This window comes from Pseudomonas sp. GW823-FHT02E01, from assembly GCF_058797535.1.
This window is the reverse complement of sequence record NZ_JBXAJS010000001.1, coordinates 205,357-226,278: the sequence shown is the minus strand read 5'-3', so window position 1 is coordinate 226,278 and position 20,922 is coordinate 205,357. Positions and strand designations below refer to the sequence as shown.

The window sequence follows — 20,922 nt, the reverse complement described above, 5'->3', positions numbered from 1 at the left end:
CGGCAACCCAAGGTGAAAACCACAACCAGACGCTTCACTTCCTTGCCCTTGGCTGTTTTCAAGGCTGCTGCCGTGTACAGAACATAAAAACCATCGAACTCACGCCACACTTGGGGAAATGATCCATGGACTCAATGAAACGCATACTGGGCGCCACCGTTTGCGGACTGTCGCTGCTGGCCAGCGCGGTGCATGCCGAACAGCGCGAATTGCGGGTGTACAACTGGGCGGACTACATCCTGCCGTCCGTGCCCAAGGATTTCGCCAAGGACACCGGGATCAAGGTGACCTGGGACACCTTCGACACCAACGAGTCCCTGGAAGCCAAGCTGCTGACCGGCAACTCGGGCTACGACCTGGTGGTGCCGTCGAACCAGTTCATCGAAACCCAGATCAAGGCGGGCGTGTTCCAGAAGCTCGACAAGTCCAGGTTGCCGAACTGGTCGCACCAGGACCCTGCATTGCTCAAACTGCTGGACAAGAACGACCCGGGCAACCAGTACGGCGTGCCCTACATGTATGGCACCGTGTTGATCGGTTTCAACCCGGCCAAGGTCAAGGCGGCGCTGGGCGAGAATGCGCCGGTGGACAGCTGGGACCTGGTGTTCAAGCCCGAGAACATGGAGAAGCTCAAGGCCTGTGGCGTAGCGATGCTCGACTCACCGTCGGAGATCCTGCCGCTGGCCCTGCATTACCTGGGGCTGGATCCGAACAGCCAGAACCCCGATGACTACGAAAAAGCCAAGGCATTGATGCTCAAGGTTCGCCCCTACGTCACCTATTTCAACTCCGCCAAGTACATGACCGACATCGCCAACGGCGATATCTGCGTGGCCATCGGTTACTCCGGCAGCTTCTATCAATTCGGCAATCGCGCCAAAGAGGCGGGCAACGGCGTGGTCGTCGACTGGCGCCTGCCGAAAGAAGGCGCGCCGATCTGGTTCGACACCTTCGCTATCCCGAAAAGCGCGAAGAACGTCGCCGAGGCCCACGAATTCCTCAACCACCTGCTGGACCCGAAAGTCATCGCGCCGATCAGCGACTTCCTCGGTTACCCGAATGCCAACAAGGACTCGCTGGCGCTGATCAACAAGGACATCACCGGCAACCCGAACCTGACACCGACCAGCGAGGCATTGAAGACGCTGTACGTCGTGCAGCCATTGCCGCAAAAGCTTGAGCGGGTCCGTACCCGGGTCTGGACCAGTATCAAGTCCGATCAGTAACACCGGGATATTTATGTGAAATCCCTGTAGGAGCGAGCCTGCTCGCGATAGCGACCTGACAGTCAATGCAGGTGTCGACTGACCCGGCGCCATCGCGAGCAAGCTCGCTCCCACAGGTTTTTATGTCGAGCACAGGTTTTGTGTATACCCATGGCCCCTGTGGGAGCGAGCTTGCTCGCGATGGCGGACTGACAGGCAACAGAGGTGTACGGTGTTGGACTCAGCGAAAAAACTCCCCCGGTGTTTCGCCGAACTGCTGGCGGAAGGCAGCGATAAACGCTGACGTCGAATCGTAGCCACAGGCCAACGCGACGTCGGTCACTCGTTCGCCCTGTTCCAGTGGCGTCAGGGCGCCGAGCAGGCGCAAGCGCTGGCGCCAGGCGCGAAAGGTCAGGCCGGTGTCGCGCAGGAACAGGCGACTGAGGGTTTTCTCGGTGACGCCGAATTGGTCGCTCCAGTGGCTGAGCGTGGTCTGTTGCTCCGGGTGCGACTCCAGGCTTTGCGCGATTTGCCGCAATCGGCTGTCCTGGGGCAGCGGCAGCATCAAGTCGATCTGTGGCGCCTCGGCCAACTGATCCAGAATCACCTGGGCCAACCGACCGTGCGGCCCGTCCTGATCGTATTCCACCGGAACCTGACTGAAGGCGCGGATCAACTCGCGCAACAAATCACTGACCCCCAGTACATGACAGCCCGGCGGTGCCCACGTCGAGACACTGCAATCGATGTACAGGCTGCGCATTTCCGTGCGTGGCGAACTGAACACCCGGTGCGGCATGCCCGCCGGAATCCACACCGCACGCTCCGGCGGGGCCACGAAACGCCCGACGCCGGTCTGTATTTCGAGCACGCCCGCAATCGCGTAGGAAAGCTGCACCCACGGGTGGCTGTGGCGCCGGGTCAGTGCGCGATTGGGCAGCGATTCGGTACGGCCGTAGAGCGGTCGTGGCAGGCTGGACAGCCCGGGAATACTGCGTCGAACACTCTTGTCATGTCCTTTAGGCGGCATCAGCTGGCTCATCGGCGTTAGTCGGTAATTATCAGGCACGTTAGAGTCACTTTCATGTACTGGCAACCCCCGGATGATCAACCCCATGACTCGCCCCCGTTTGTTACCCGACAACTTCACCCTGACCCTGATCGGCGTAGTAACGCTCGCCAGCCTGCTGCCCGTCAGCGGCCAGGTCGCGCTCGGTTTTGGCTGGCTGACCAACATCGCCATTGCGCTGCTGTTTTTCCTGCATGGCGCCAAGCTGTCCCGCGAGTCGATCATTGCCGGTGCCGGGCACTGGCGCCTGCATTTGCTGGTGTTCAGCCTGACCTTTGTGCTGTTTCCATTGCTCGGTCTGGCGCTCAAGCCGCTGCTGTCGCCGCTGATCGGCAATGACCTGTACATGGGCATGCTGTACCTGTGCGCGTTGCCCGCCACGGTGCAGTCGGCGATTGCCTTTACTTCGCTGGCGCGGGGCAACATCCCGGCGGCGATTTGCAGCGCGGCGGCGTCCAGCCTGTTCGGAATTTTCCTCACGCCGTTGCTGGTGACCCTGCTGCTGAATGTCCACGGCGAAGGCGCCTCGACCCTCGACGCCATCCTCAAGATCAGCGTGCAGTTACTGCTGCCGTTCATTGCCGGGCAGATCGCGCGGCGCTGGATCGGCAACTGGGTGGCGCGAAACAAGAGCTGGTTGAAATTCGTCGACCAGGGTTCGATTCTGCTGGTGGTCTACGGCGCGTTCAGCGAAGCGGTGATCGAAGGCATCTGGCAGCAGATTCCGTTGTTGGATCTGCTTGGGCTGGTGCTGGTCTGCTGCATCGTTCTGGCGCTGGTGTTGGTGGCCTCGACCGTACTGGGCAAGGCATTCGGCTTCAACCAGGAAGACCGCATCACCATTCTCTTCTGCGGTTCGAAGAAAAGCCTGGCGACCGGCGTGCCGATGGCGCAGGTGCTGTTTGCCGGTAGCACCATTGGCTTGCTGATCTTGCCGCTGATGTTGTTCCACCAGATTCAACTGATGGTCTGTGCGGTGCTGGCACAGCGTTATGCCAAGCGGCCGGAATCGATTCCCGAGCTGATGGCCCAGGTTGATCCCTGATTTGCCAGCCATGGCGGCTCGAGTGAGCCGCCATGGTTTACGGGTCAGCGCTTGTCAGCGACCAATGGCGGGGTACGCGGCGGGATCATGCGTTTGCTGCCGGTCGATTCGAACGCCGACGCCAGGTGCAGCAGCGACGAGTCGTCATAGGCCCGCCCGGCAAACGTCAGGCCGACCGGCATGCCGATGTCCGGCATCACGCCCATCGGTACGGTGACCGTCGGCACACCGAGATGACGGATGGCGAGGTTGCCATTGGCGACCCATACGCCGTTGCTCCAGGCGATATCCGCCGATTGCGGATCGACATCGGCATTCGCCGGACCCACATCGGCCACCGTCGGGAACAGCACCGCGTCGAGGCCCAGGCGATCCATCCAGTCTTCCAGATCGATCTTGCGGGTCTTTTCCAGGCCGCGCAGGCCGTCCGGCACCGTGCTGATCTGATCCCACGGCGTGATGCCGCGTTCGGCCATGCGCACGTATTCGTCCATGCCGGCGGCCAGGTCACCCTCGCGGTTGGGCAGGGTGCCCGGGTCATGAGGGAAGATCTGCGGACCGTCGACATCGACGAGGCGATTCAGTTTGGGATCGCCGTTCGCTTGCAGGAAATCATCGAAGGCCCAGGCGGACAGGTCCCACAGTTCATGGTGCAAAAATTCCTTGGAGACGATGCCGCGATTGAACACGGTCGGCGCACCAGGACGATCGCCCTCGCAATTGGAGACCAGCGGGAAGTCCACTTCGAGTACTTCGGCGCCCGCGGCTTCGAGGGCCTTGCGCGCCTGTTCCCAGAGCCCGATCACCGAAGGACGGGTGTTGATGCGTTGGCCAGTCGGGCCACCGATGCCCGGTGCTTCGGAGGTGCCGGCTTCAGGGTCGGCGTTGATGTACATGCGCGGGATGCCGAATTTCTTGCCTTTGAGCGCATCGCTATTCGCGGCCAGCGCGGCATAGGACTCAGGGCGTACCGAAGAAGATTTCGGGATCGGTACCCAGGGCTGCAGGCGCCACAGGTCGCCACGGGTGTCCGGGTCATCGGCCACCACCACGTCGAGCACTTCGAGCAGGTCGGCCATGGTCCGGGCAAACGGCACGACCACGTCCATGGTCGGGGTCAACGGCCAGTTGCCGCGCACCGAGATCACGCCGCGCGAAGGGGTGTAGGCGCACAAGCCATTGTTCGAGGCCGGTCCACGGCCGCTCGACCAGGTTTCTTCCGCCAGGCCGAAGGCCGAGAAACTGGCCGCGGTCGCCGTGCCGGCACCGTTCGACGAGCCGGAGGCGAAAGGGGCGGTGAGGTAGTCAGCGTTGTACGGGCTCTCGGCGCGGCCGTAGACACCACGCTGCATCCCGCCGTTGGCCATTGGCGGCATGTTGGTCTTGCCCAGGCAGATGGCCCCGGCGGCGCGCAGGCGTTCGATGGTGAACGCATCGCGATAGGCGACCAGGTCCTTGAAGGCCGGGCTGCCGGAAGCGGCGGTGAGGCCCTTGACCAGATAGCTGTCCTTGGCGGTGTAGGGGATCCCGTCCAGTGCTCCCAGCGTCTGGCCCTTGGCGCGACGGGCGTCGGAGGCCTGGGCTTCGGCGAGCGCCTCGGGGTTGCGAACCACGACCGCGTTCAGCGCGGTAGGTGTTTCGGGGCCGTCAAAGGCGTCGATCCGCGCAAGATAAGCCTGGACCAGTTCAACCGAGGTGGTCTGGCCGGATTCGAGCGCGGCGCGCAGCTCGGCAATGGAAACTTCGGTAACTTCGATCATGCTGCCACCGCCGCTTGCAGGTGGAGGGTCCCAAACACTTCACTTTTCTCGAAATGGACTTTCATATCGTTATTCTCGTTGCACTGTGTGGCACGACAGGGTCGGGTGTTAAAAATACTGAGCACTATTTAGCATTAAACCGGGATTTTAGGAATCCGTTGTCCAATTTATCTTACAGGCGACAGAAAAAAGGCCACCACAACCCGACGTTGTGGTGGCCCGAGGGTGACTCATTATAGTGGCCCGCGCGCGCAGGCCAATGGATCAGTGAGCGCCGGCGGCCTTGTTCAGGTCGCTTTCGGCCCATTCGGTGTAGACGCAGGCATCCGCGGTAGCCCAGCGCACCCGCACCGGGTCACCGGACTTGAGCGGCATGCCGGCGGCGGACAGCGCCTTGACCGTCATCGAGGTGCCGCCAGCGGTGACCACGCTGCACGTCTGGCTTTCACCCAGAAACAGCACTTCCACGACCTTGGCCGAGACTTCGTTCCAGCCGGCAGCCAAGGGTTCGGCAACGGCCTGTTCATTGCTCAGGGCCAGGGCTTTTTCCGGACGCACCATCAGCAGCACGTTCTGATCAGTTTGCAGGCCGGCCGTGAGTCGGATCGACAGCGGTTGCCCCTCGAAGGTCGCCACCGCATTACCCTGGACCTTGAGTTTGAGGAAGTTGGAGTTGCCAAGGAACGAGGCGACAAAAGCATTCGGCGGATTCTGGTACAGGTCAAAGCCGCTGCCCAGGCCGACGATCTTGCCGTGGCTGAAAATCGCGATGCGCTGGGACAGGCGCATGGCTTCTTCCTGATCGTGGGTCACGTAGACGATGGTGATGCCCAGGCGCCGATGCAGCTGACGCAGTTCGTCCTGCAAGTCTTCGCGCAGTTTCTTGTCCAGTGCACCGAGGGGTTCGTCCATCAGCAGGATGCGTGGCTCATAGACCAGCGCCCGTGCAATGGCGACTCGTTGCTGCTGGCCACCGGACAGTTGCGAAGGGCGGCGATGGGCAAACTGCTCAAGCTGCACCAGCTTGAGCATCGCATCGACCCGGCGTTCGCGTTCGGCGGCGGCCAGTTTGCGGATGGCCAACGGGAAGGCGATGTTGTCGCGTACCGACAGGTGCGGAAACAGCGAATAGCGCTGGAACACCATGCCGATATCGCGTTTGTGCGGCGGCACATTCACCAGCGACTGGCCGTTGACCAGGATCTCGCCGCTGCTCGGGGTTTCGAAACCGGCGAGCATCGACAGCGTGGTGCTTTTGCCCGAGCCGCTGGAGCCGAGAAAGGTGAGGAATTCACCGTCCTTGATGTCCAGCGAGATGTCGTCCACGGCGGCAAAGTCGCCGTAGTATTTGTTCAGGTTGCGCAGGCTCACCAGGGGCTTGTCATTTTGCTGCGCGGTATCTTTGATCACTGCACTCATGTCGTACTCCTGCGCGCTCAGGCGCTGATTTCATTGCGCCGGCGCAGTGCGGCGGCGATCACCATGACCAATACCGAGAGGCCGATCAGCAGCGTCGAGGCGACGGCGATCACGGGCGTCAGGTCCTGGCGCAGGGTGGTCCACATTTTCACGGGAAGGGTTTGCAGGGTCGGGCTGGCCATCATCACGCTCAGCACCACTTCATCCCAGGAGACGAGGAAGGCGAAGAGGGCGCCGGCCACCATGCCCGGACGAATCGCCGGGAAGGTCACCTTGAACACCGCTTGCAGGCGCGAGGCGCCGCAGATCACCGCTGCATCCTCGATCGACTGATCGAACAGCTTCAGCGAATTGATGATCGAGATGATGGTGAACGGCAGCGCGACGATGACGTGGCTGACCACGAACGCGAACATGGTCCCGGTGTAGCCCAGTTTCAGGAACAGCGCGTACACCGCCACGGCGATGATCACCAGCGGCACGATCATTGGCAGAGTGAACAGACCGTAGAGCATTTCCCGGCCGGGGAAGCGGCCACGCACCAGGGCGAAAGCTGTGGGCAGACCCAGCGCGACGGCGAAGAACGTGGTCAGCACCGCGACCTTGAGGCTGGCCATGGCCGCGCTCATCCAGTCGGCGTTGGAGAAGAACTGGCCGTACCATTTCAGCGTCCAGCCCGGTGGCGGGAACACCAGCCATTGCGACGAGCCGAACGACAGCAGCACGATGAACACAATCGGCAGCAGCAGGAACAGACCGATCAGCCCGGTGGTGGCATACAGGCCGAAGCGCATGCGCCGGCTCATGGCATTGGGGGTCAGGAGCATGACGGCTTACCTCGCGTTGCTGGCGCCAACCGGGGATTCCGGCTGGAGCTTCAGGTAGAAGTAGAACAACACCAGCGTGATCACGATCAGCAGCGCGGCGCCGGCGCTGGCCAGGCCCCAGTTGAGGAACGACTGCACCTGCTGAATGATGAACTCGGGCAGCATCATGTTCTGCGCACCGCCCAGCAGCGCCGGGGTCACGTAGTAACCGAGGGACATCACGAAGACCATCAGGCCGCCGGAGAACAGCCCCGGCCGGCACAGCGGCAGGAACACCCGGAAGAAGTTGGTCCACGGACTGGCGCCGCAGATCGAGCCGGCCTGCAGGATCATCGGGTCGATGGCCTGCATGGTCGCCTGCAACGGCAGCACGATGAACGGGATCATGATGTAGCTCATGCCGATCACCACGCCGGTGAGGTTGTGCACCATCTCCAGCGGTTGATCGATGATGCCCATGGCCATCAACGCCTTGTTGATCACCCCGGAGGCTTGCAGCAACACCAGCCAGGAGTAGGTGCGGGCGAGCAGGCTGGTCCACATCGACAGCAGCACGATATTCAGGATCCAGCGCCCCCAGCCGCGCGGCACCAGGGTGATCGCCCAAGCCAGCGGGAAGCCCAGCAACAGGCTGAACAGCGTCACCAGGCCGGCCACCGAGAAGGTGTTGAGCAACACCCGCGCATAGGCCGAGTTGGCGAACAGTTGCTCATAGTTGCCCAGGCCCGGCACCGGTTCCAGCACGCCGCGCAACAGCAGGCCAATCAGCGGCGCGAGAAAGAACAGGCCGAGGAACAGCAGGGCGGGGATCAGGTTGCTCGATCCGCGCCAGCGTTGCGCCAGGGTAGGGGATTGCGTCATCGCAGCCGCCTTGCCGACAGCGCCGGAGGCGCTCCCGACTGGCGTGGATGGACGGGACGCGGTTACCGTCATTTTCATTTGACCAGCCATTCGTTCCACCGTGTCGCGATGGCCGGACCGTTCTTGGCCCAGTACGCGAAATCAAGAGTGATCTGATCCTTTGCGTAGGCGGTCGGCAGGTTCGGGGCCAGCGCCGAATCCAGGCGCGCCACACTGTCGACGTTGACCGGGGCGTAGGCGGTCAGGTTGGAGAAGTCCGCCTGTCCTTTGGCGCTGCTGGCATTGGCCAGGAACTTCATCGCCGCGTCCTTGTTTTTCGAACCCTTGGGAATGACCAGGATGTCGGCCATGACCAGATTCTGCTTCCAGCTTACGCCGACCGGGGCGCCGTCTTCCTGCAGGGCATGGATCCGGCCGTTCCAGAACTGGCCCATGCTCGCCTCACCGGAGGCCAGCAGTTGCTGCGACTGCGCGCCACCGCCCCACCAGACGATGTCTTTCTTGATGGTGTCGAGTTTCTTGAAGGCGCGGTCCAGGTCCAGCGGATAGAGCTTGTCCGCCGCTACACCGTCGGCCAGCAACGCCAGTTCAAGCACGCCTGGGCTTGGCCATTTGTAGAGGGCGCGTTTGCCGGGGTAGGTCTTGGTGTCGAACAGTGCGGACCAGTCCTGCGGCTTGTTGGCGCCGAGCTTGCCTTCGTTGTAGCCGAGGACGAAGGAGAAGAAGAACGAGCCGACGCCGTGATCGCTGACGAAGCGCGGGTCGATCTTGTCGCGTTCAATGACTTTGAAATCGAGGGGTTCGAGCAAGCCTTCGGCGGCGGCGCGCAAGGCGAAGTCGGCTTCGACGTCGACCACGTCCCACTGCACGTTGCCGCTCTCGACCATGGCCTTGAGTTTGCCGTAGTCGGTCGGGCCATCCTGCACGACGGTAATGCCGCTGGCCTTGCTGAACGGGTCGGCCCAGGCCTGCTTCTGCGCATCCTGGGTGCTGCCGCCCCAACTCACGAAGTTGACGCTTTCAGCCGCCAGCAATGCCTGGCTGGTCACGCTCAGCAGTCCCGCAAAAAGAACTGCGGTCGCACGTTTGTTCAACACCATTTTCACGCCCTCATTGTTGTGTTTATGAGCGGGGCTTTGGAGTGCCCGCCTATCGGGAGCAGTAGGTCCGTCGAGTCAGTGCTGACTGTCCGGTCTATGGAATATCATATTATGGTATTCCAAACTTTGTGCAAGCATTTTGCCGTACCGGCTATCAGCCAAACGTGGTTTTTCAGTGGCTCCGAAGATTGCCCGGCGACGCAATCCCTTGTGGGAGCGAGCCTGCTCGCGATGAGGGCGTGTCAGTCGATATCAATGTTGACTGACATACCGCTATCGCGAGCAAGCTCGCTCCCACAGGGGATGCGTCAACCCGTGAAAGGAATACTCTCCACCACTTCCAGGTCATACCCGGTCAAACCGGCATATTTCAGCGGCGGCCCGAGATGGCGCAGCTTGCCGACACCCAGGTTCTGCAGGATCTGCGCACCGGTGCCCACCTCCGAATAAATCCGCGACTGCGAACGGCTGAACTGTCGGGGCGTCTGGGTCAATTGCGGTACACGTTCGAGCAACGCCTGGGAGGATTCGTGATTGGCCAGCACCACCACCACGCCGTGACCTTCGGCGGCGACACGCTGCAAGGCGGCCCACAAGGTCCAGTTGGTCGGCCCGCTGTACTCGGCACCGACCAGATCGCGCAACGGGTCAATCACATGCACGCGCACCAGCGTCGGCTCATCACGGCGCAGATCGCCCATGACCATGGCCATGTGGACACCGCCTTCGATGTGATCCTCAAAGGTGATCAGACGAAAGGTGCCGTGTACGGTGGGCAGATCACGTTCACCGATGCGCACGATGGTGTGTTCGGTGCTAAGGCGGTAGTGGATCAGGTCGGCGATGGTGCCGATCTTGATCCCGTGTTTGCGCGCAAATACTTCCAGGTCAGGGCGCCGGGCCATGGTGCCGTCGTCGTTCATCACTTCGACGATCACCGAGGCCGGGGTATGGCCGGCCAGGCGGGCCAGGTCGCAACCGGCCTCGGTATGACCGGCGCGGGTCAGCACGCCGCCTTCCCGGGCACGCAACGGGAAGATATGGCCGGGTTGCACGATGTCGGCAGGGCCGGCGTTGGCAGCGACGGCGGCGGCCACGGTGCAGGCACGATCGGCGGCGGAGATACCGGTGGTCACCCCGACGGCGGCCTCGATGGACACGGTGAAGGCGGTGCTGAACACGCTGCCGTTGCTCGGCACCATCTGCTCCAGGCCCAGGCGCTTGCAGTGCTCGTCGGTCAAGGTCAGGCAGATCAGGCCACGGGCTTCGCGGGCCATGAAACTGATCGCCTCGGGCGTGCAGCAGTCGGCGGCCAGCAACAGGTCGCCTTCGTTTTCCCGGTCTTCGTCGTCGACCAGCAGGACCATTTTGCCGAGGCGGTAATCTTCGATGATTTCTTCGATGCTGTTGAAGGCCATGCTGGAGTCTCAGTGTTTGTTGGATGGGTATTGTGGTATACCATAATACAAAACAAACCGAGAGGTCACTATGAAGGCGTACTGGATTGCTCACGTGGACATCACCGACCCCGATCAATACAGCCAATACACCCAGCGGGCGCCGAAGGCGTTTGCTCAGTATGGCGGTCGGATTCTCGCGCGGGGCGGGCGCAGCGAGGCGATGGAAGGCCGGCCTACGCCGCAACGCAGCGTGGTGATCGAGTTTGATTCCTATGAGCAGGCGGTGGCTTGCTATCACTCGGCGTTGTATCAGGAGGCCAGGGGACATCGCGAAGGCGTGGCGAAGGCAGAGGTCATTATCGTCGAGGGCATGGCGCCGCTCTGACCAACACCGCTTGACCCTGTAGGAGCGAGCCTGCTCGCGAAAAACGTTAGAGCAACGCGTTCGGTCAGTCAGCACGCGTCATCGTTGACGACCATCGCGAGCAGGCTCGCTCCTAAAGGGGGAGTGGGGTTTTTTCAGCGAATGAAGTGAATCTTCCCGCTGTCGTCATTGCCCATGTAGATGCCATAAACCCCGGCCTGGCGCTCCTCGATATAGCGCTCAAGGATCTGCCGGATCGCCGGATAGTAGATGCTGTCCCAGGGAATGTCTTCGGGCGCGAAGAACTTGTAGTCGAGGGTTTCCGGGCCGTACTGCCCGGTAATCTCCAGCGCGATGGCGCGGAAGATGATGTACACCTCGCTGATCTTCGGCACGCTGAAGATCGAATAGGGCGAGACGATTTCGGCACGCACGCCGCTTTCTTCCCAGACTTCACGCAAGGCCGCCTGTTCGGTGGTCTCGCCACTTTCCATGAAGCCTGCCGGCAGGGTCCAGGTGCCCGGACGCGGCGGAATCGCGCGTTGGCACAGCAAATATTTGCCGTCCTGCTCGATGATGCAGCCGGCAATGATTTTCGGATTGATGTAATGGATGTAGCCGCAACCGCGGCACATCAGGCGCTCGTGCGTATCGCCCGGCGGCAACTGTGACCTGAGGTCTGCGCTGCCGCACTTGGGGCAAAAGCTCGGGCTGAACATTTCAACGACCTATGCGCGGTTCTTTCAGCGCGATGGGCAAGGTAATCGCCGGGATGTCGCCGGTTTCTTCCTGCTTGCGCTTGAGGTAGTCCAGGGCCACGGCAGCGGCCGCGCGCACGTGGTCGACGCAAGCCTGGTGGGCGGCCAGCGGATCACCGCCCTTGATCGCCTCGACCATGCGTTCCATTTCCTGGTTACTGGCGCCGCGACGGTTCTCCTGGGATACCGAGGTCGCGCGCAGGTAGCTGATGCGTGCCTGCAACTGGCGCAATTGAGTGGCCGCGACATGGTTGCCCGAGCCTTCGAGCAGCACATCGTAGAAACCTTGCACCGAGTCGATGACCTGTTGCAGCTCACCGTCTTTGAGCGCCTTGCGATTTTCTTCGAGGGCTTTTTCCAGGGCCTTGATGTCCTTGGCCTTGGCGCGCAGGGTGAACAGTTGCACGATCAGCCCTTCGAGTACGCAGCGCAGCTCGTAGATGTCCACGGCATCGGCCAGGGTGATGATCGCGACACGCGGGCCCTTGGCGTCGGCGAATTCCACCAGGCCTTCGGATTCCAGGTGACGCAAGGCTTCGCGCACGGAGGTACGGCTGACGCCCAGGCGATCGCACAGATCGCGTTCGACCAGACGGTCTCCCGGCAGGAGCTGGAAGTTCATGATGGCGCTTCGCAGTTTATCCAGCACGATTTCGCGCAGGGTAACGGGGTTGCGATTGACCTTGAAGCTGTCGTCGAGTGGCAGGCGTTTCATGGGGTCCGCTCTGATTGTGGCTGTCCATGCAAAAAAGAGCACTTCGATTACGGGAATCTGGGTGCCCGGTCAGATCAAACAGCCAAGGGTTAACTGGAGGCCTCGGCATCGGCTTCGGCGAAGGCTTCACGGGCGAGCCGGAAACTGTCTACGGCAGCGGGGACACCGCAATAAATGCCGACCTGAAGCAATATTTCGCGTATTTGCTCACGACTCAGGCCGTTACGCAAGGCGCCGCGTACATGCAGTTTGAGTTCATGGGGCCGGTTGAGGGCCGAGATCATCGCCAGGTTGATCATGCTGCGCTCCTTGAGCGACAAACCCTCACGACCCCAGACATGACCCCAACAATACTCGGTGACCATTTCCTGCAACGGTCGGGTGAAGTCGTCGGCGTTCTCGATGGAACGATTGACGTAGGCCTCACCCAGCACCTGGGTACGGATCTTCAGGCCTTTTTCATACTTTTCGTTGTTCATTTGCGTAGCTCCCGCGGGCTCAAAGGCCGCCCATCAAGGTGTATTTGAGTTCCAGGTAATCCTCGATGCCGTACTTCGACCCTTCACGGCCCAGCCCCGAGGACTTGATCCCGCCGAATGGCGCGACCTCAGTGGAAATCAGCCCTTCGTTGATCCCGACCATGCCGTACTCCAGCGCCTCGCTCATGCGCCAGGCGCGGCCCAGGTCGCGGGTGTAGCAGTAGGCAGCCAGGCCGAATTCGGTGTCGTTGGCCATTGCGACGGCCTGGGCCTCGGTGTCGAAACGGAACACGGCGGCCAACGGGCCAAAGGTTTCATCCCGGGCGACTTTCATCCGGGTGGTGACGCCGATGAGCACGGTCGGCTGGAAGAATCCATTGCCCAGGGCATGGCGTTCGCCGCCGCACAACAGTTGTGCTCCGTGGGCCAGAGCGTCTTGCACGTGTTCTTCGACCTTGGCCACGGCGCGCTCGTTGATCAGTGGCCCTTGGGTGACGCCATCATCGAAACCGCTGCCGACCTTGAGTTGCGAAACCCGCTCGGCCAGGCGTGCGACAAAGGCGTCGTGGATGCCGTCCTGCACCAGGAAGCGGTTGACGCAGACGCAGGTCTGCCCGGCGTTGCGGAATTTGGCTATCAGCGCGCCGTCAACCGCGCGTTCCAGATCGGCATCGTCGAAGACAATGAACGGCGCGTTGCCGCCCAGTTCCAGCGAGACTTTTTTCAGGGTCGGCGCGCACTGGGCCATCAGCAGTTTGCCGATGGCGGTGGAGCCGGTGAACGACAGTTTGCGCACAAGGCTGCTGCCGGTCAGCTCGCCACCGATGGCGATGGCATCGCCGGTGATCACGTTGAAAATGCCCGCTGGAATCCCGGCCTGTTCCGCCAGCGCAGCCATGGCCAGTGCCGAGAACGGTGTTTCCGGGGCTGGCTTGACGATGCACGGGCAACCGGCCGCCAGTGCCGGGCCGGCCTTGCGGGTGATCATCGCCGCCGGGAAGTTCCACGGCGTGATGGCCGCGACGACGCCAATCGGCTCCTTGCTGACCACGATGCGCGCATCGCCCTTGTGACTGGGAATGGTGTCGCCGTAGATGCGTTTGGCCTCTTCAGCGAACCACTCGATGAAGCTTGCGGCGTAGAGGATTTCGCCTTTGGCTTCGGCCAGTGGCTTGCCTTGTTCGAGGGTGAGGATGTGTGCCAGGGCGTCGGCGTTTTCCAGCATCAGCGCGTGCCAGCGCTTGAGCGTATTGCTGCGCTCCTTGGCGGTCAGCGCACGCCAGGCCGGCCAGGCCTTGTTGGCGGCCTCGATAGCCAGGCGCGCATGCTCGGCGCCGAGGTTCGGCACCTGGCCGATCAGTTCACCGGTGGCCGGGTTGAAGATGTCCTGACAGGCGCCATCCGGCGCGTCCAGCCACTGGCCATTGATGTAGGCCTGCTGACGGAACAATTGCGAGGCTGCTGGGCTCATGCCGGCTCCTGGAAAGAATGAAGACTTAACTGTCTGGTGCAGTACCTGTGGGAGCGAGCTTGCTCGCGATAGCGGACTGACATTCAACATCGATGTCGACTGATACACCGTCATCGCGAGCAAGCTCGCTCCTACAGAAAAGCAGTGTCAGGCCAGGGTGGGCAGGGGCCCCAGTTTGCCTTTGTGGTAGATCATCGGCGTGACCGGTTGCGCGGGCAGGATCAGGTTCTTCACCGCGCCGACGATGATCGCGTGATCGCCGCCGTCGTATTCGCGCCACAGTTCGCACTCGATGATCGCCGTGGCCTTGGCCAGGATCGGGTTACCCAGTTCGCTCAAGTGCCACTCGATCCCTTTGGCCTTGTCCTTGCCTTTACCGGCGAAGGCATAGGCCTCGGCGGTCTGCTCGGCGGACAGCAAATGAATCGCGAACTGCTTGCTGTCGCGCAACACCGGGTAGGTGTCGGAGCCGTAGTTGGGGCAGAACAGCACCAGTGCCGGGTCGATCGACAGCGCACTGAAGGCGCTGGCGGTGATGCCGACGATGCCGCCGTCCGGGTCCAGGGTGGTGACCACCGTGACCCCGGACGGGAACGAACTCATCACGTCTTTGTAAATGCCGGGTTCGATCATTTTCCAGGACTCCTAGCGCATCACGAAGGGATCAGGCATCGGTGCCTGGGACAGGTTGATCCACACCGTTTTCAGCTCGGTGTAGGCCAGCACCGAATCGATGCCGCTTTCGCGTCCATAGCCGCTGTTCTTGAAACCGCCGATCGGCGCCATGGCCGAGACTGCACGGTAGGTGTTGACCCAGATGATCCCCGAACGCACGTCCCGGGCCAGGCGATGGGCGCGGCCCAGGTCGCGGGTCCAGATGCCGGCGGCGAGGCCGAACTGCGAGTCGTTGGCAATTGCCAGCGCTTGGGCTTCGTCCTTGAATCGGATGACCGAAGCCACCGGACCAAAGACTTCTTCCTGCATGATCTTCATCGAATTGCGGTCGCACTCGAACAGCGTCGGTTCGTAGAACCAGCCGTCACCCAGATTCTCTGGACGCTTGCCGCCCAGGCGCAGGCGCGCGCCTTCGGCGATGGCATCGGCCACCAGGCCTTCGACCACGGCCAGTTGCTGCGCGGTGGCCATCGGGCCCATTTCGCTGCTGTCGTCCTGCGGGTTGCCAATGCGGATGCGCTTGGCGCGTTCCACCAGACGACCGACGAACTCATCGTAGATTTCGTCCTGCACCAGCAAGCGCGAACCGGAGACGCAGCTTTGCCCGGAGGCGGCATAGATCCCGGCGATGGCGCCGTTGATCGCGCTGTCGAGGTCGGCGTCGGCGAAGATGATGTTCGGCGATTTGCCCCCCAGTTCCAGCGACAGCTTGGCGAAGTTCTCGGCACTGCTGCGCACCACATGCCGAGCCGTCGCCGCGCCGCCGGTGAAGGCGATCTTGCGGATCAGCGGATGGCGGGTGAGAGCGGCGCCGGTGCTTGGGCCGTAACCGGTGACGACGTTGACCACCCCCGGCGGAATCCCGGCTTCCAGTGCCAGGCGCGCCAGTTCAAGAATCGTTGCCGAGGCGTGTTCCGACGGCTTGATCACGATGGTATTGCCCGCGGCGAGGGCCGGGGCGAGTTTGATCGCGGTCAGGTACAGCGGGCTGTTCCACGGAATGATCGCGGCAACCACACCCATGGCTTCGTGCACGGTGTAGGCAAACAGGTCCGGCTTGTCCAGCGGCAGGGTGCCGCCTTCGAGCTTGTCCGCCAGGCCTGCGGTGTAGTGGAAGAACTCCGGCAAATAGCCGACCTGGCCACGGGTTTCGCGGATCAGCTTGCCGTTGTCACGGCTTTCGAGCTGTGCCAGTTGTTCTTTGTTCTCGGCGATCAGGTCGCCCAGGCGTCGCAGCAATTTGCCGCGAGCGGTGGCCGTCAAACCGCGCCATGCCGGGCTGTCGAAAGCCGTCTGCGCAGCCTGCACGGCACGCTCGACATCGGCTTCGTCGGCATCGGGCAGTTCAGCCCAGGCTTCGGCCAACGCCGGGTTGAGGCTTTCGAAGGTCTTGCCGGACAGGGCATCGACCCATTCACCGCCGATGCACATCTGGAAGCGTGCGAGTGTCATGCAACGATCCCCTTGATCTGGTTTTGTTTGGAGTGCGCGGTCTGCAGAAACTCCAGCAACAGCTGGTTGACCAGGCGCGGCGACTCTACCGGCATCATATGCCGTTGCTCGGCGAGTACGGCAACGGTCGCGCCGGGAATGCGTTCGGCCAGTTGCCGGGCCATTTCCGGGGTTGAGCCGGGGTCCAGTTCGCCGGTGGCGATCAGCGTCGGCACCTGGATGCTGGCCAGGTCGTCGGCGCGGTACATGTCCTGGGTGGCGAACAGTTCATAAGTGGTCAGGTAGCCCTGAGGGTCATTGCCGGCCAGGGTCTGGCGAATCGCGGCGATCTGCGCCGGGTTCGCGGCCTGGTATTCACGGCTGAACCAGCGCGACAATGCGGCTTCGGCATTGGCGTCCGGCCCGTGTTCGGCAGCCTGGCTGGTGCGGGCGATGACCCCGGCACGCTGTTCGGCACTGCGGTTGAACACGCTGTTGAGCACCACCAGGCCTTCCAGGCGTTGCGGGTAGTGCAGGGCAAAGGCCCGCGCCACCAGCCCGCCCATGGAAAAACCGATCACCGTTGCCTTGGGCAATTGCAGGTGGTCGAGCAGCTCCAGCAACTGGTCGGCATAGCCGAGCAGTTGCGTACCGTTCTCCGGTCGCGGGCTGGCGCCATGGCCGAGCATGTCGTAGGCGATGACGCGGTACTTCGTGGCCAGGCCAACGATCTGGCCGCCCCACATTTCTTTGTTCAGGCCCACGCCGTGGATCAAGACCACGGGCTGGCCTTGGCCGGTCGCCAGGTAACTGGTGCCAGCCGGGGTGAGTTCAGCGGTGAGCCGAATCATGGAGCGCTCCTGCAATGCCTTCTTGTTGTCGTTCTGCTGGCCGGTTACTGGGCTTTTTCGGCGGCCAGTTCTTCCAGGTCGATGTAGCGGTTGCCGATGCGCGGGTGCAGGCGGCCGCCGTCGGCGCAACCCAGGACCACGACGATTTCGTCGGCACGCGGCGCGTCTTCGATCTGCATTTCCAGGGTGATGTAGTGCGAGCGCAGGCCTTCGTCGTCCTTGTGCATCATCGGGATCTGAATCGAGGTGCCCGGGCCGCCGCGCTTGTTGGTGAAGCTCAGGTAGCTCTTGGCCTTGACCGCTTCGCGGTAATGGTTGCCGAAGCGCAGGGTGTGGATCACCGCCGAAGCGTGCTCGATTTCGCCATCGGCGCCGACCACCGCAGCCTTGCCGTAGGCCTCGATTTTCTCGGCGCCGCCAATGATGCCCACCAGGCGCTCGACCATCAGCGCGCCGAGGTCGGAGCAGTTGGCGCGGATCTGTGGTTTCAGGTCTTCGACGAAACCGTTGCCCAGCCAGGGGTTCTTCATCACCACGGCCAGACCGACCATGGTCACAGGCTTATCGGTGGCTTTGCCGCCTTCAATAAAGGTTTCTTCGACATAGCTGACGATCTTGCGGATTTCGAAACTCATGAGCTGCTCCGTAGAGGTTTGGGTGTCTGTGCGTCTGATGGTATACCATAATACCAGAAGCACAAGTCCCCGAACGGAGTTTCTGGCTGGATGGCGATAAAAGGGGGGCGGGCGAGGCGCTATGCGTGGCGGGAAGGACTTATAAAAGACGTAAAAAAACCCGGCTGATGAGGCCGGGTTTTTCGTCGAGTCCTGCGGTAAAGCACTGCATTCAGACAGCGCGGCTTTCGATCAGACGATCCGAACCGCCTTCGGCTACACGGTTTTGCAGCAGTTTGTCGGAACCGCCTTCAGCGACGCGGTTTTGGATCAGTTTGTCCGAGCCACCTTCGGCAACGCGGTTTTGCATCAGTTTGTCGGAGCCATCGGCGGCGACGCGGTTTTCGATCAGGCGATCCGAACCACCTTCGGCGACACGATTCTCGATCAGGCGATCGGAACCACCCTCGGCCACACGGCTTTCAATCAGACGATCCGAGCCGCCTTCAGCGACCACAGGTTGAGCGGCGGTAGCGGCGAAAGCGTTAACTGCGAAAACCGAGAAAGCGATGCCGAGAAGGGTTTGGCGTTTCATGATGGTGTGCTCCGGGGTGCTGATGGGTTGGTATGGAGCAGATGTTACGCCGTGGATTTTTTAAGAGAACTTCATTGAATCAATGGTGACTATCGACGCAGTCAATGGTGGATTCGATGCTCCTTGTGGGAGCGGTACTAGCGGGAAATAAGCCCGTGATCGATGGCGTACTTGACCAGCGCCGCCGGCTTGTCGATGTTGAGCTTGCGCCGGATGCTCAAGCGGTGTGTCTCCACCGTGCGCACGCTGATGTCCAGTTCCCGGGCCATTTCCTTGTTGTTCAACCCCTGCGCCATCTTCGACAGCACCTGGCTTTCCCTAGGGGTCAGTTCGTTGTCGGTGTTCCTGTCGGCGATCAGCCGCTGGGCGATTTCCGCGCTGTAGAAGGTTCCCCCGCTGGTGATGGCCTCGATGGCGGCGATGATTTCCCGTGACGGGGCGTTCTTCAGCACGTAGCCGCTGGCACCGGAGCGCACCGATTCACTGACGTATTCGTAATTGTCGTACATGCTCAGCACCAGCACCTTGAGCGACGGGTACTGGCTGCGCAGCACGCGGGTCAGTTCCAGGCCGTTCATGTCCGGCAGGCTGATGTCGACCAGCAGCAGGTCCGGCTGGCAACGTCCGACCATCTCGATGGCCGCGGCGCCGTTTTCCGCTTCGCCGACCATTTCCAGGGGCGACATCACGGCCAGCAGCGCCTTGATGCCGTCGCGGACCAGGGAGTGATCGTCGACCAGGGCGACGCGGATCGGGGAGGGCAGGTTCATCGCAGCTATTCACTCTTGTAGTTTTGGGCCGGGTCAGCGTTATGCGTCTGGTTTCATTGGCAACAGTACGTCCAGCTCACTTCTGCCCGGCATCGAGATCAATTCGAAGCGCCCGCCAAAATGTTCGACGCGTTCGCGGATGTTACGCAGGCCAATGCCGGCCTGACGACGTTCGACCTGGGCGACGTTGAAACCGATACCGTCGTCGACCACCGTCAGCCGCACGGAGTCGTCGCAGCCGCGCAGTGTAATGGACACGTTCTTCGCCTGGGCGTGGCGTTCAATATTGGTCAGGCCTTCCTGGACGATTCGGAACAGCGAAACAGCCGCGCCTTCGACCAATTGGCAGTCGAATTCATTTTCGTCATAGGTCACGGTCAGCCCGCTGCGCTGTTCGAATTCGGCAGCCAATTGGCCGATGGCCGCTGGCAGGCCGAGGGTGTCGAGCAGGGATGAGCGCAGGTCGTGGGAGAGACTGCGAACTTCGCCGATGGCATCGCCCAGGCGCTCGGTGGCGTCTTTCAGCGTGCTCAAGCCCTTGTCGGGGGCCTGTCCGCGCTCCAGCAGATGGCTGGCCAGTTCGAACTGGAACTTGATCGAGACCAGCACCTGGCTGATGCCGTCGTGCAACTCGCGGGACACTCGGGATCGTTCCTCTTCCTGCAGGCTGACGATGCGCTGGGTCAGGCGCTGCAGTTTCTTGTCCGCCAGCCGATGTTCGCTGACGTTGAGGGTCATGCCCGTGGCGAATACGAACAGCACTGCGACGAGGGCAACCACGGCAATCGCCATCATGGTCTTGCGAATTCCCATGGCCACTTCGGCACGGGCCTGCTGGGTGGCGCGTTCGACGTCTTCGAGGTAGATGCCGGTACCGAGCATCCAGCCCCAGCGATCGAGCATCACCACGTAGGCGAGCTTGTCGGTCACCTGACCGGAGGAGGGTTTGTTCCAGGCATAGCGTTGAAAACCTTCGCCCGATTGCGCGCTTTTGAGCAGCGCCTGGATCACCGGCAGGCCGTGGGGATCTTTCATGTCCCACAGGTATTGGCCCACCAGTTCCGACTGGCGCGCATGCATCAGGCTGCGGCCTTCGTGGTCGTAGACGAAGAAGTAGCCGTTGATGCCAAAGCTGAGCTTGCGCAGTTCTTCCAGCACTTGTTGTTGGGCACGGGCGTCGCCGTGGCCGTCGTCGTACAGGGGCGCGATCAGGCTCTGGGCCATTTCCACGTAGTTTTTCAGCTCCGCGCGCTTGCTCGCCAGAATGCTGTCTTCGATCAGTTGTGCCTGTTGATCGCCCAATTGGCGATTGAGGGAAATCACCAGCGCGCAGATGACGGCAATGGCCAGCACCAGCGGCAGAATCCCGAGGGCGACGATCTTGTGTTTGAGCTGCATGTTGACTCCTGCCCGCGCGAAGGCTCGGGATCATATGCCAAAGAGGTGTTCGGCCAGTAGCGTTGCTGGACGGAATGACCGGCGGCCGGGATGCCATTCAGTTGAAATACAGAAC

General features: G+C 61.9%; 21 protein-coding genes. 3 read left to right on the top strand and 18 right to left on the bottom strand.

Annotated elements, in window-relative coordinates:
- The first annotated feature begins 125 nt into the window (after positions 1-125).
- Positions 126-1,226, top strand: a complete 1,101-nt coding sequence (locus tag AC1RDQ_RS01020) for a polyamine ABC transporter substrate-binding protein (protein ID WP_150814357.1) — start codon at positions 126-128, stop codon at positions 1,224-1,226.
- A 220-nt stretch (positions 1,227-1,446) separates the two neighbouring features.
- Here the strand turns inward: AC1RDQ_RS01020 and AC1RDQ_RS01015 are convergent, their stop codons facing one another.
- A complete protein-coding gene (locus tag AC1RDQ_RS01015; RefSeq protein WP_223503793.1) occupies positions 1,447-2,235 on the bottom strand; it encodes an AraC family transcriptional regulator in 789 nt (262 codons plus the stop codon).
- A gap of 85 nt (positions 2,236-2,320) precedes the next feature.
- Between AC1RDQ_RS01015 and AC1RDQ_RS01010 the strand changes: the two genes are divergently transcribed.
- Complete coding sequence (locus tag AC1RDQ_RS01010; protein WP_218496456.1) at positions 2,321-3,319, top strand: bile acid:sodium symporter family protein; 999 nt, start codon at positions 2,321-2,323, stop codon at positions 3,317-3,319.
- A 44-nt stretch (positions 3,320-3,363) separates the two neighbouring features.
- Here AC1RDQ_RS01010 and AC1RDQ_RS01005 read toward each other — a convergent pair whose 3' ends face one another.
- The 6 genes from AC1RDQ_RS01005 to ribBA all read right to left on the bottom strand — a co-directional run bounded on the left by AC1RDQ_RS01005 (position 3,364) and on the right by ribBA (position 10,704).
- Complete coding sequence (locus tag AC1RDQ_RS01005) at positions 3,364-5,079, bottom strand: amidase (protein ID WP_407516562.1); 1,716 nt, start codon at positions 5,077-5,079, stop codon at positions 3,364-3,366.
- A gap of 264 nt (positions 5,080-5,343) precedes the next feature.
- On the bottom strand, positions 5,344-6,498 hold the full coding sequence (locus AC1RDQ_RS01000; RefSeq protein WP_492585949.1) for an ABC transporter ATP-binding protein: 1,155 nt from the start codon (positions 6,496-6,498) through the stop codon (positions 5,344-5,346).
- A 17-nt stretch (positions 6,499-6,515) separates the two neighbouring features.
- Entirely contained in the window at positions 6,516-7,325 is an 810-nt protein-coding gene (locus AC1RDQ_RS00995; protein WP_090456315.1) for an ABC transporter permease, read from the bottom strand.
- Between the two features lie 6 nt (positions 7,326-7,331).
- A complete protein-coding gene (locus tag AC1RDQ_RS00990) occupies positions 7,332-8,264 on the bottom strand; it encodes an ABC transporter permease (RefSeq protein WP_173677950.1) in 933 nt (310 codons plus the stop codon).
- Positions 8,261-9,286 carry an ABC transporter substrate-binding protein gene (locus tag AC1RDQ_RS00985; RefSeq protein ID WP_095967714.1) on the bottom strand — a complete coding sequence of 342 codons (1,026 nt, stop codon included), beginning with the start codon at positions 9,284-9,286 and terminating at the stop codon, positions 8,261-8,263. The genes AC1RDQ_RS00990 and AC1RDQ_RS00985 overlap by 4 nt, the downstream gene beginning before the upstream one ends.
- Before the next feature lie 308 nt (positions 9,287-9,594).
- Positions 9,595-10,704 carry a bifunctional 3,4-dihydroxy-2-butanone-4-phosphate synthase/GTP cyclohydrolase II gene (gene ribBA, locus AC1RDQ_RS00980; RefSeq protein WP_349736722.1) on the bottom strand — a complete coding sequence of 370 codons (1,110 nt, stop codon included), beginning with the start codon at positions 10,702-10,704 and terminating at the stop codon, positions 9,595-9,597.
- 70 nt (positions 10,705-10,774) lie between these two features.
- On the opposite strand from ribBA, the gene AC1RDQ_RS00975 reads away from it, so the two are divergent.
- Entirely contained in the window at positions 10,775-11,071 is a 297-nt protein-coding gene (locus tag AC1RDQ_RS00975; RefSeq protein WP_090456308.1) for a DUF1330 domain-containing protein, read from the top strand.
- 134 nt (positions 11,072-11,205) lie between these two features.
- Here AC1RDQ_RS00975 and AC1RDQ_RS00970 read toward each other — a convergent pair whose 3' ends face one another.
- The 11 genes from AC1RDQ_RS00970 to AC1RDQ_RS00920 all read right to left on the bottom strand — a co-directional run bounded on the left by AC1RDQ_RS00970 (position 11,206) and on the right by AC1RDQ_RS00920 (position 20,807).
- Complete coding sequence (locus tag AC1RDQ_RS00970; protein WP_102671435.1) at positions 11,206-11,769, bottom strand: NUDIX hydrolase; 564 nt, start codon at positions 11,767-11,769, stop codon at positions 11,206-11,208.
- Position 11,770: 1 nt separating this feature from the next.
- Positions 11,771-12,523 carry a GntR family transcriptional regulator gene (locus tag AC1RDQ_RS00965; RefSeq protein ID WP_015095667.1) on the bottom strand — a complete coding sequence of 251 codons (753 nt, stop codon included), beginning with the start codon at positions 12,521-12,523 and terminating at the stop codon, positions 11,771-11,773.
- An 89-nt stretch (positions 12,524-12,612) separates the two neighbouring features.
- Entirely contained in the window at positions 12,613-13,002 is a 390-nt protein-coding gene (locus AC1RDQ_RS00960) for a carboxymuconolactone decarboxylase family protein (RefSeq protein ID WP_007991919.1), read from the bottom strand.
- 19 nt (positions 13,003-13,021) lie between these two features.
- The gene (locus tag AC1RDQ_RS00955; RefSeq protein WP_223503801.1) at positions 13,022-14,473 is read right to left on the bottom strand and encodes an NAD-dependent succinate-semialdehyde dehydrogenase; all 1,452 of its coding nucleotides are present in this window, start codon (positions 14,471-14,473) and stop codon (positions 13,022-13,024) included.
- 147 nt (positions 14,474-14,620) lie between these two features.
- Entirely contained in the window at positions 14,621-15,106 is a 486-nt protein-coding gene (locus AC1RDQ_RS00950) for a flavin reductase family protein (RefSeq protein WP_046042555.1), read from the bottom strand.
- 12 nt (positions 15,107-15,118) lie between these two features.
- A complete protein-coding gene (locus tag AC1RDQ_RS00945) occupies positions 15,119-16,600 on the bottom strand; it encodes an aldehyde dehydrogenase (protein WP_492585946.1) in 1,482 nt (493 codons plus the stop codon).
- Positions 16,597-17,430 carry an alpha/beta fold hydrolase gene (locus AC1RDQ_RS00940; protein ID WP_090456298.1) on the bottom strand — a complete coding sequence of 278 codons (834 nt, stop codon included), beginning with the start codon at positions 17,428-17,430 and terminating at the stop codon, positions 16,597-16,599. The genes AC1RDQ_RS00945 and AC1RDQ_RS00940 overlap by 4 nt, the downstream gene beginning before the upstream one ends.
- Before the next feature lie 44 nt (positions 17,431-17,474).
- Positions 17,475-18,065, bottom strand: coding sequence for an amino acid synthesis family protein (locus AC1RDQ_RS00935; protein ID WP_007978708.1), 591 nt, complete (start codon positions 18,063-18,065; stop codon positions 17,475-17,477).
- Between the two features lie 211 nt (positions 18,066-18,276).
- Positions 18,277-18,639 (bottom strand): hypothetical protein, encoded by a 363-nt coding sequence (locus AC1RDQ_RS00930; protein ID WP_349736725.1) that lies wholly within the window; start codon positions 18,637-18,639, stop codon positions 18,277-18,279.
- A 137-nt stretch (positions 18,640-18,776) separates the two neighbouring features.
- Positions 18,777-19,409, bottom strand: a complete 633-nt coding sequence (locus tag AC1RDQ_RS00925) for a response regulator (RefSeq protein ID WP_090456295.1) — start codon at positions 19,407-19,409, stop codon at positions 18,777-18,779.
- Between the two features lie 39 nt (positions 19,410-19,448).
- The gene (locus AC1RDQ_RS00920; RefSeq protein WP_492585944.1) at positions 19,449-20,807 is read right to left on the bottom strand and encodes a cache domain-containing protein; all 1,359 of its coding nucleotides are present in this window, start codon (positions 20,805-20,807) and stop codon (positions 19,449-19,451) included.
- Between the last annotated feature and the right edge of the window lie 115 nt (positions 20,808-20,922).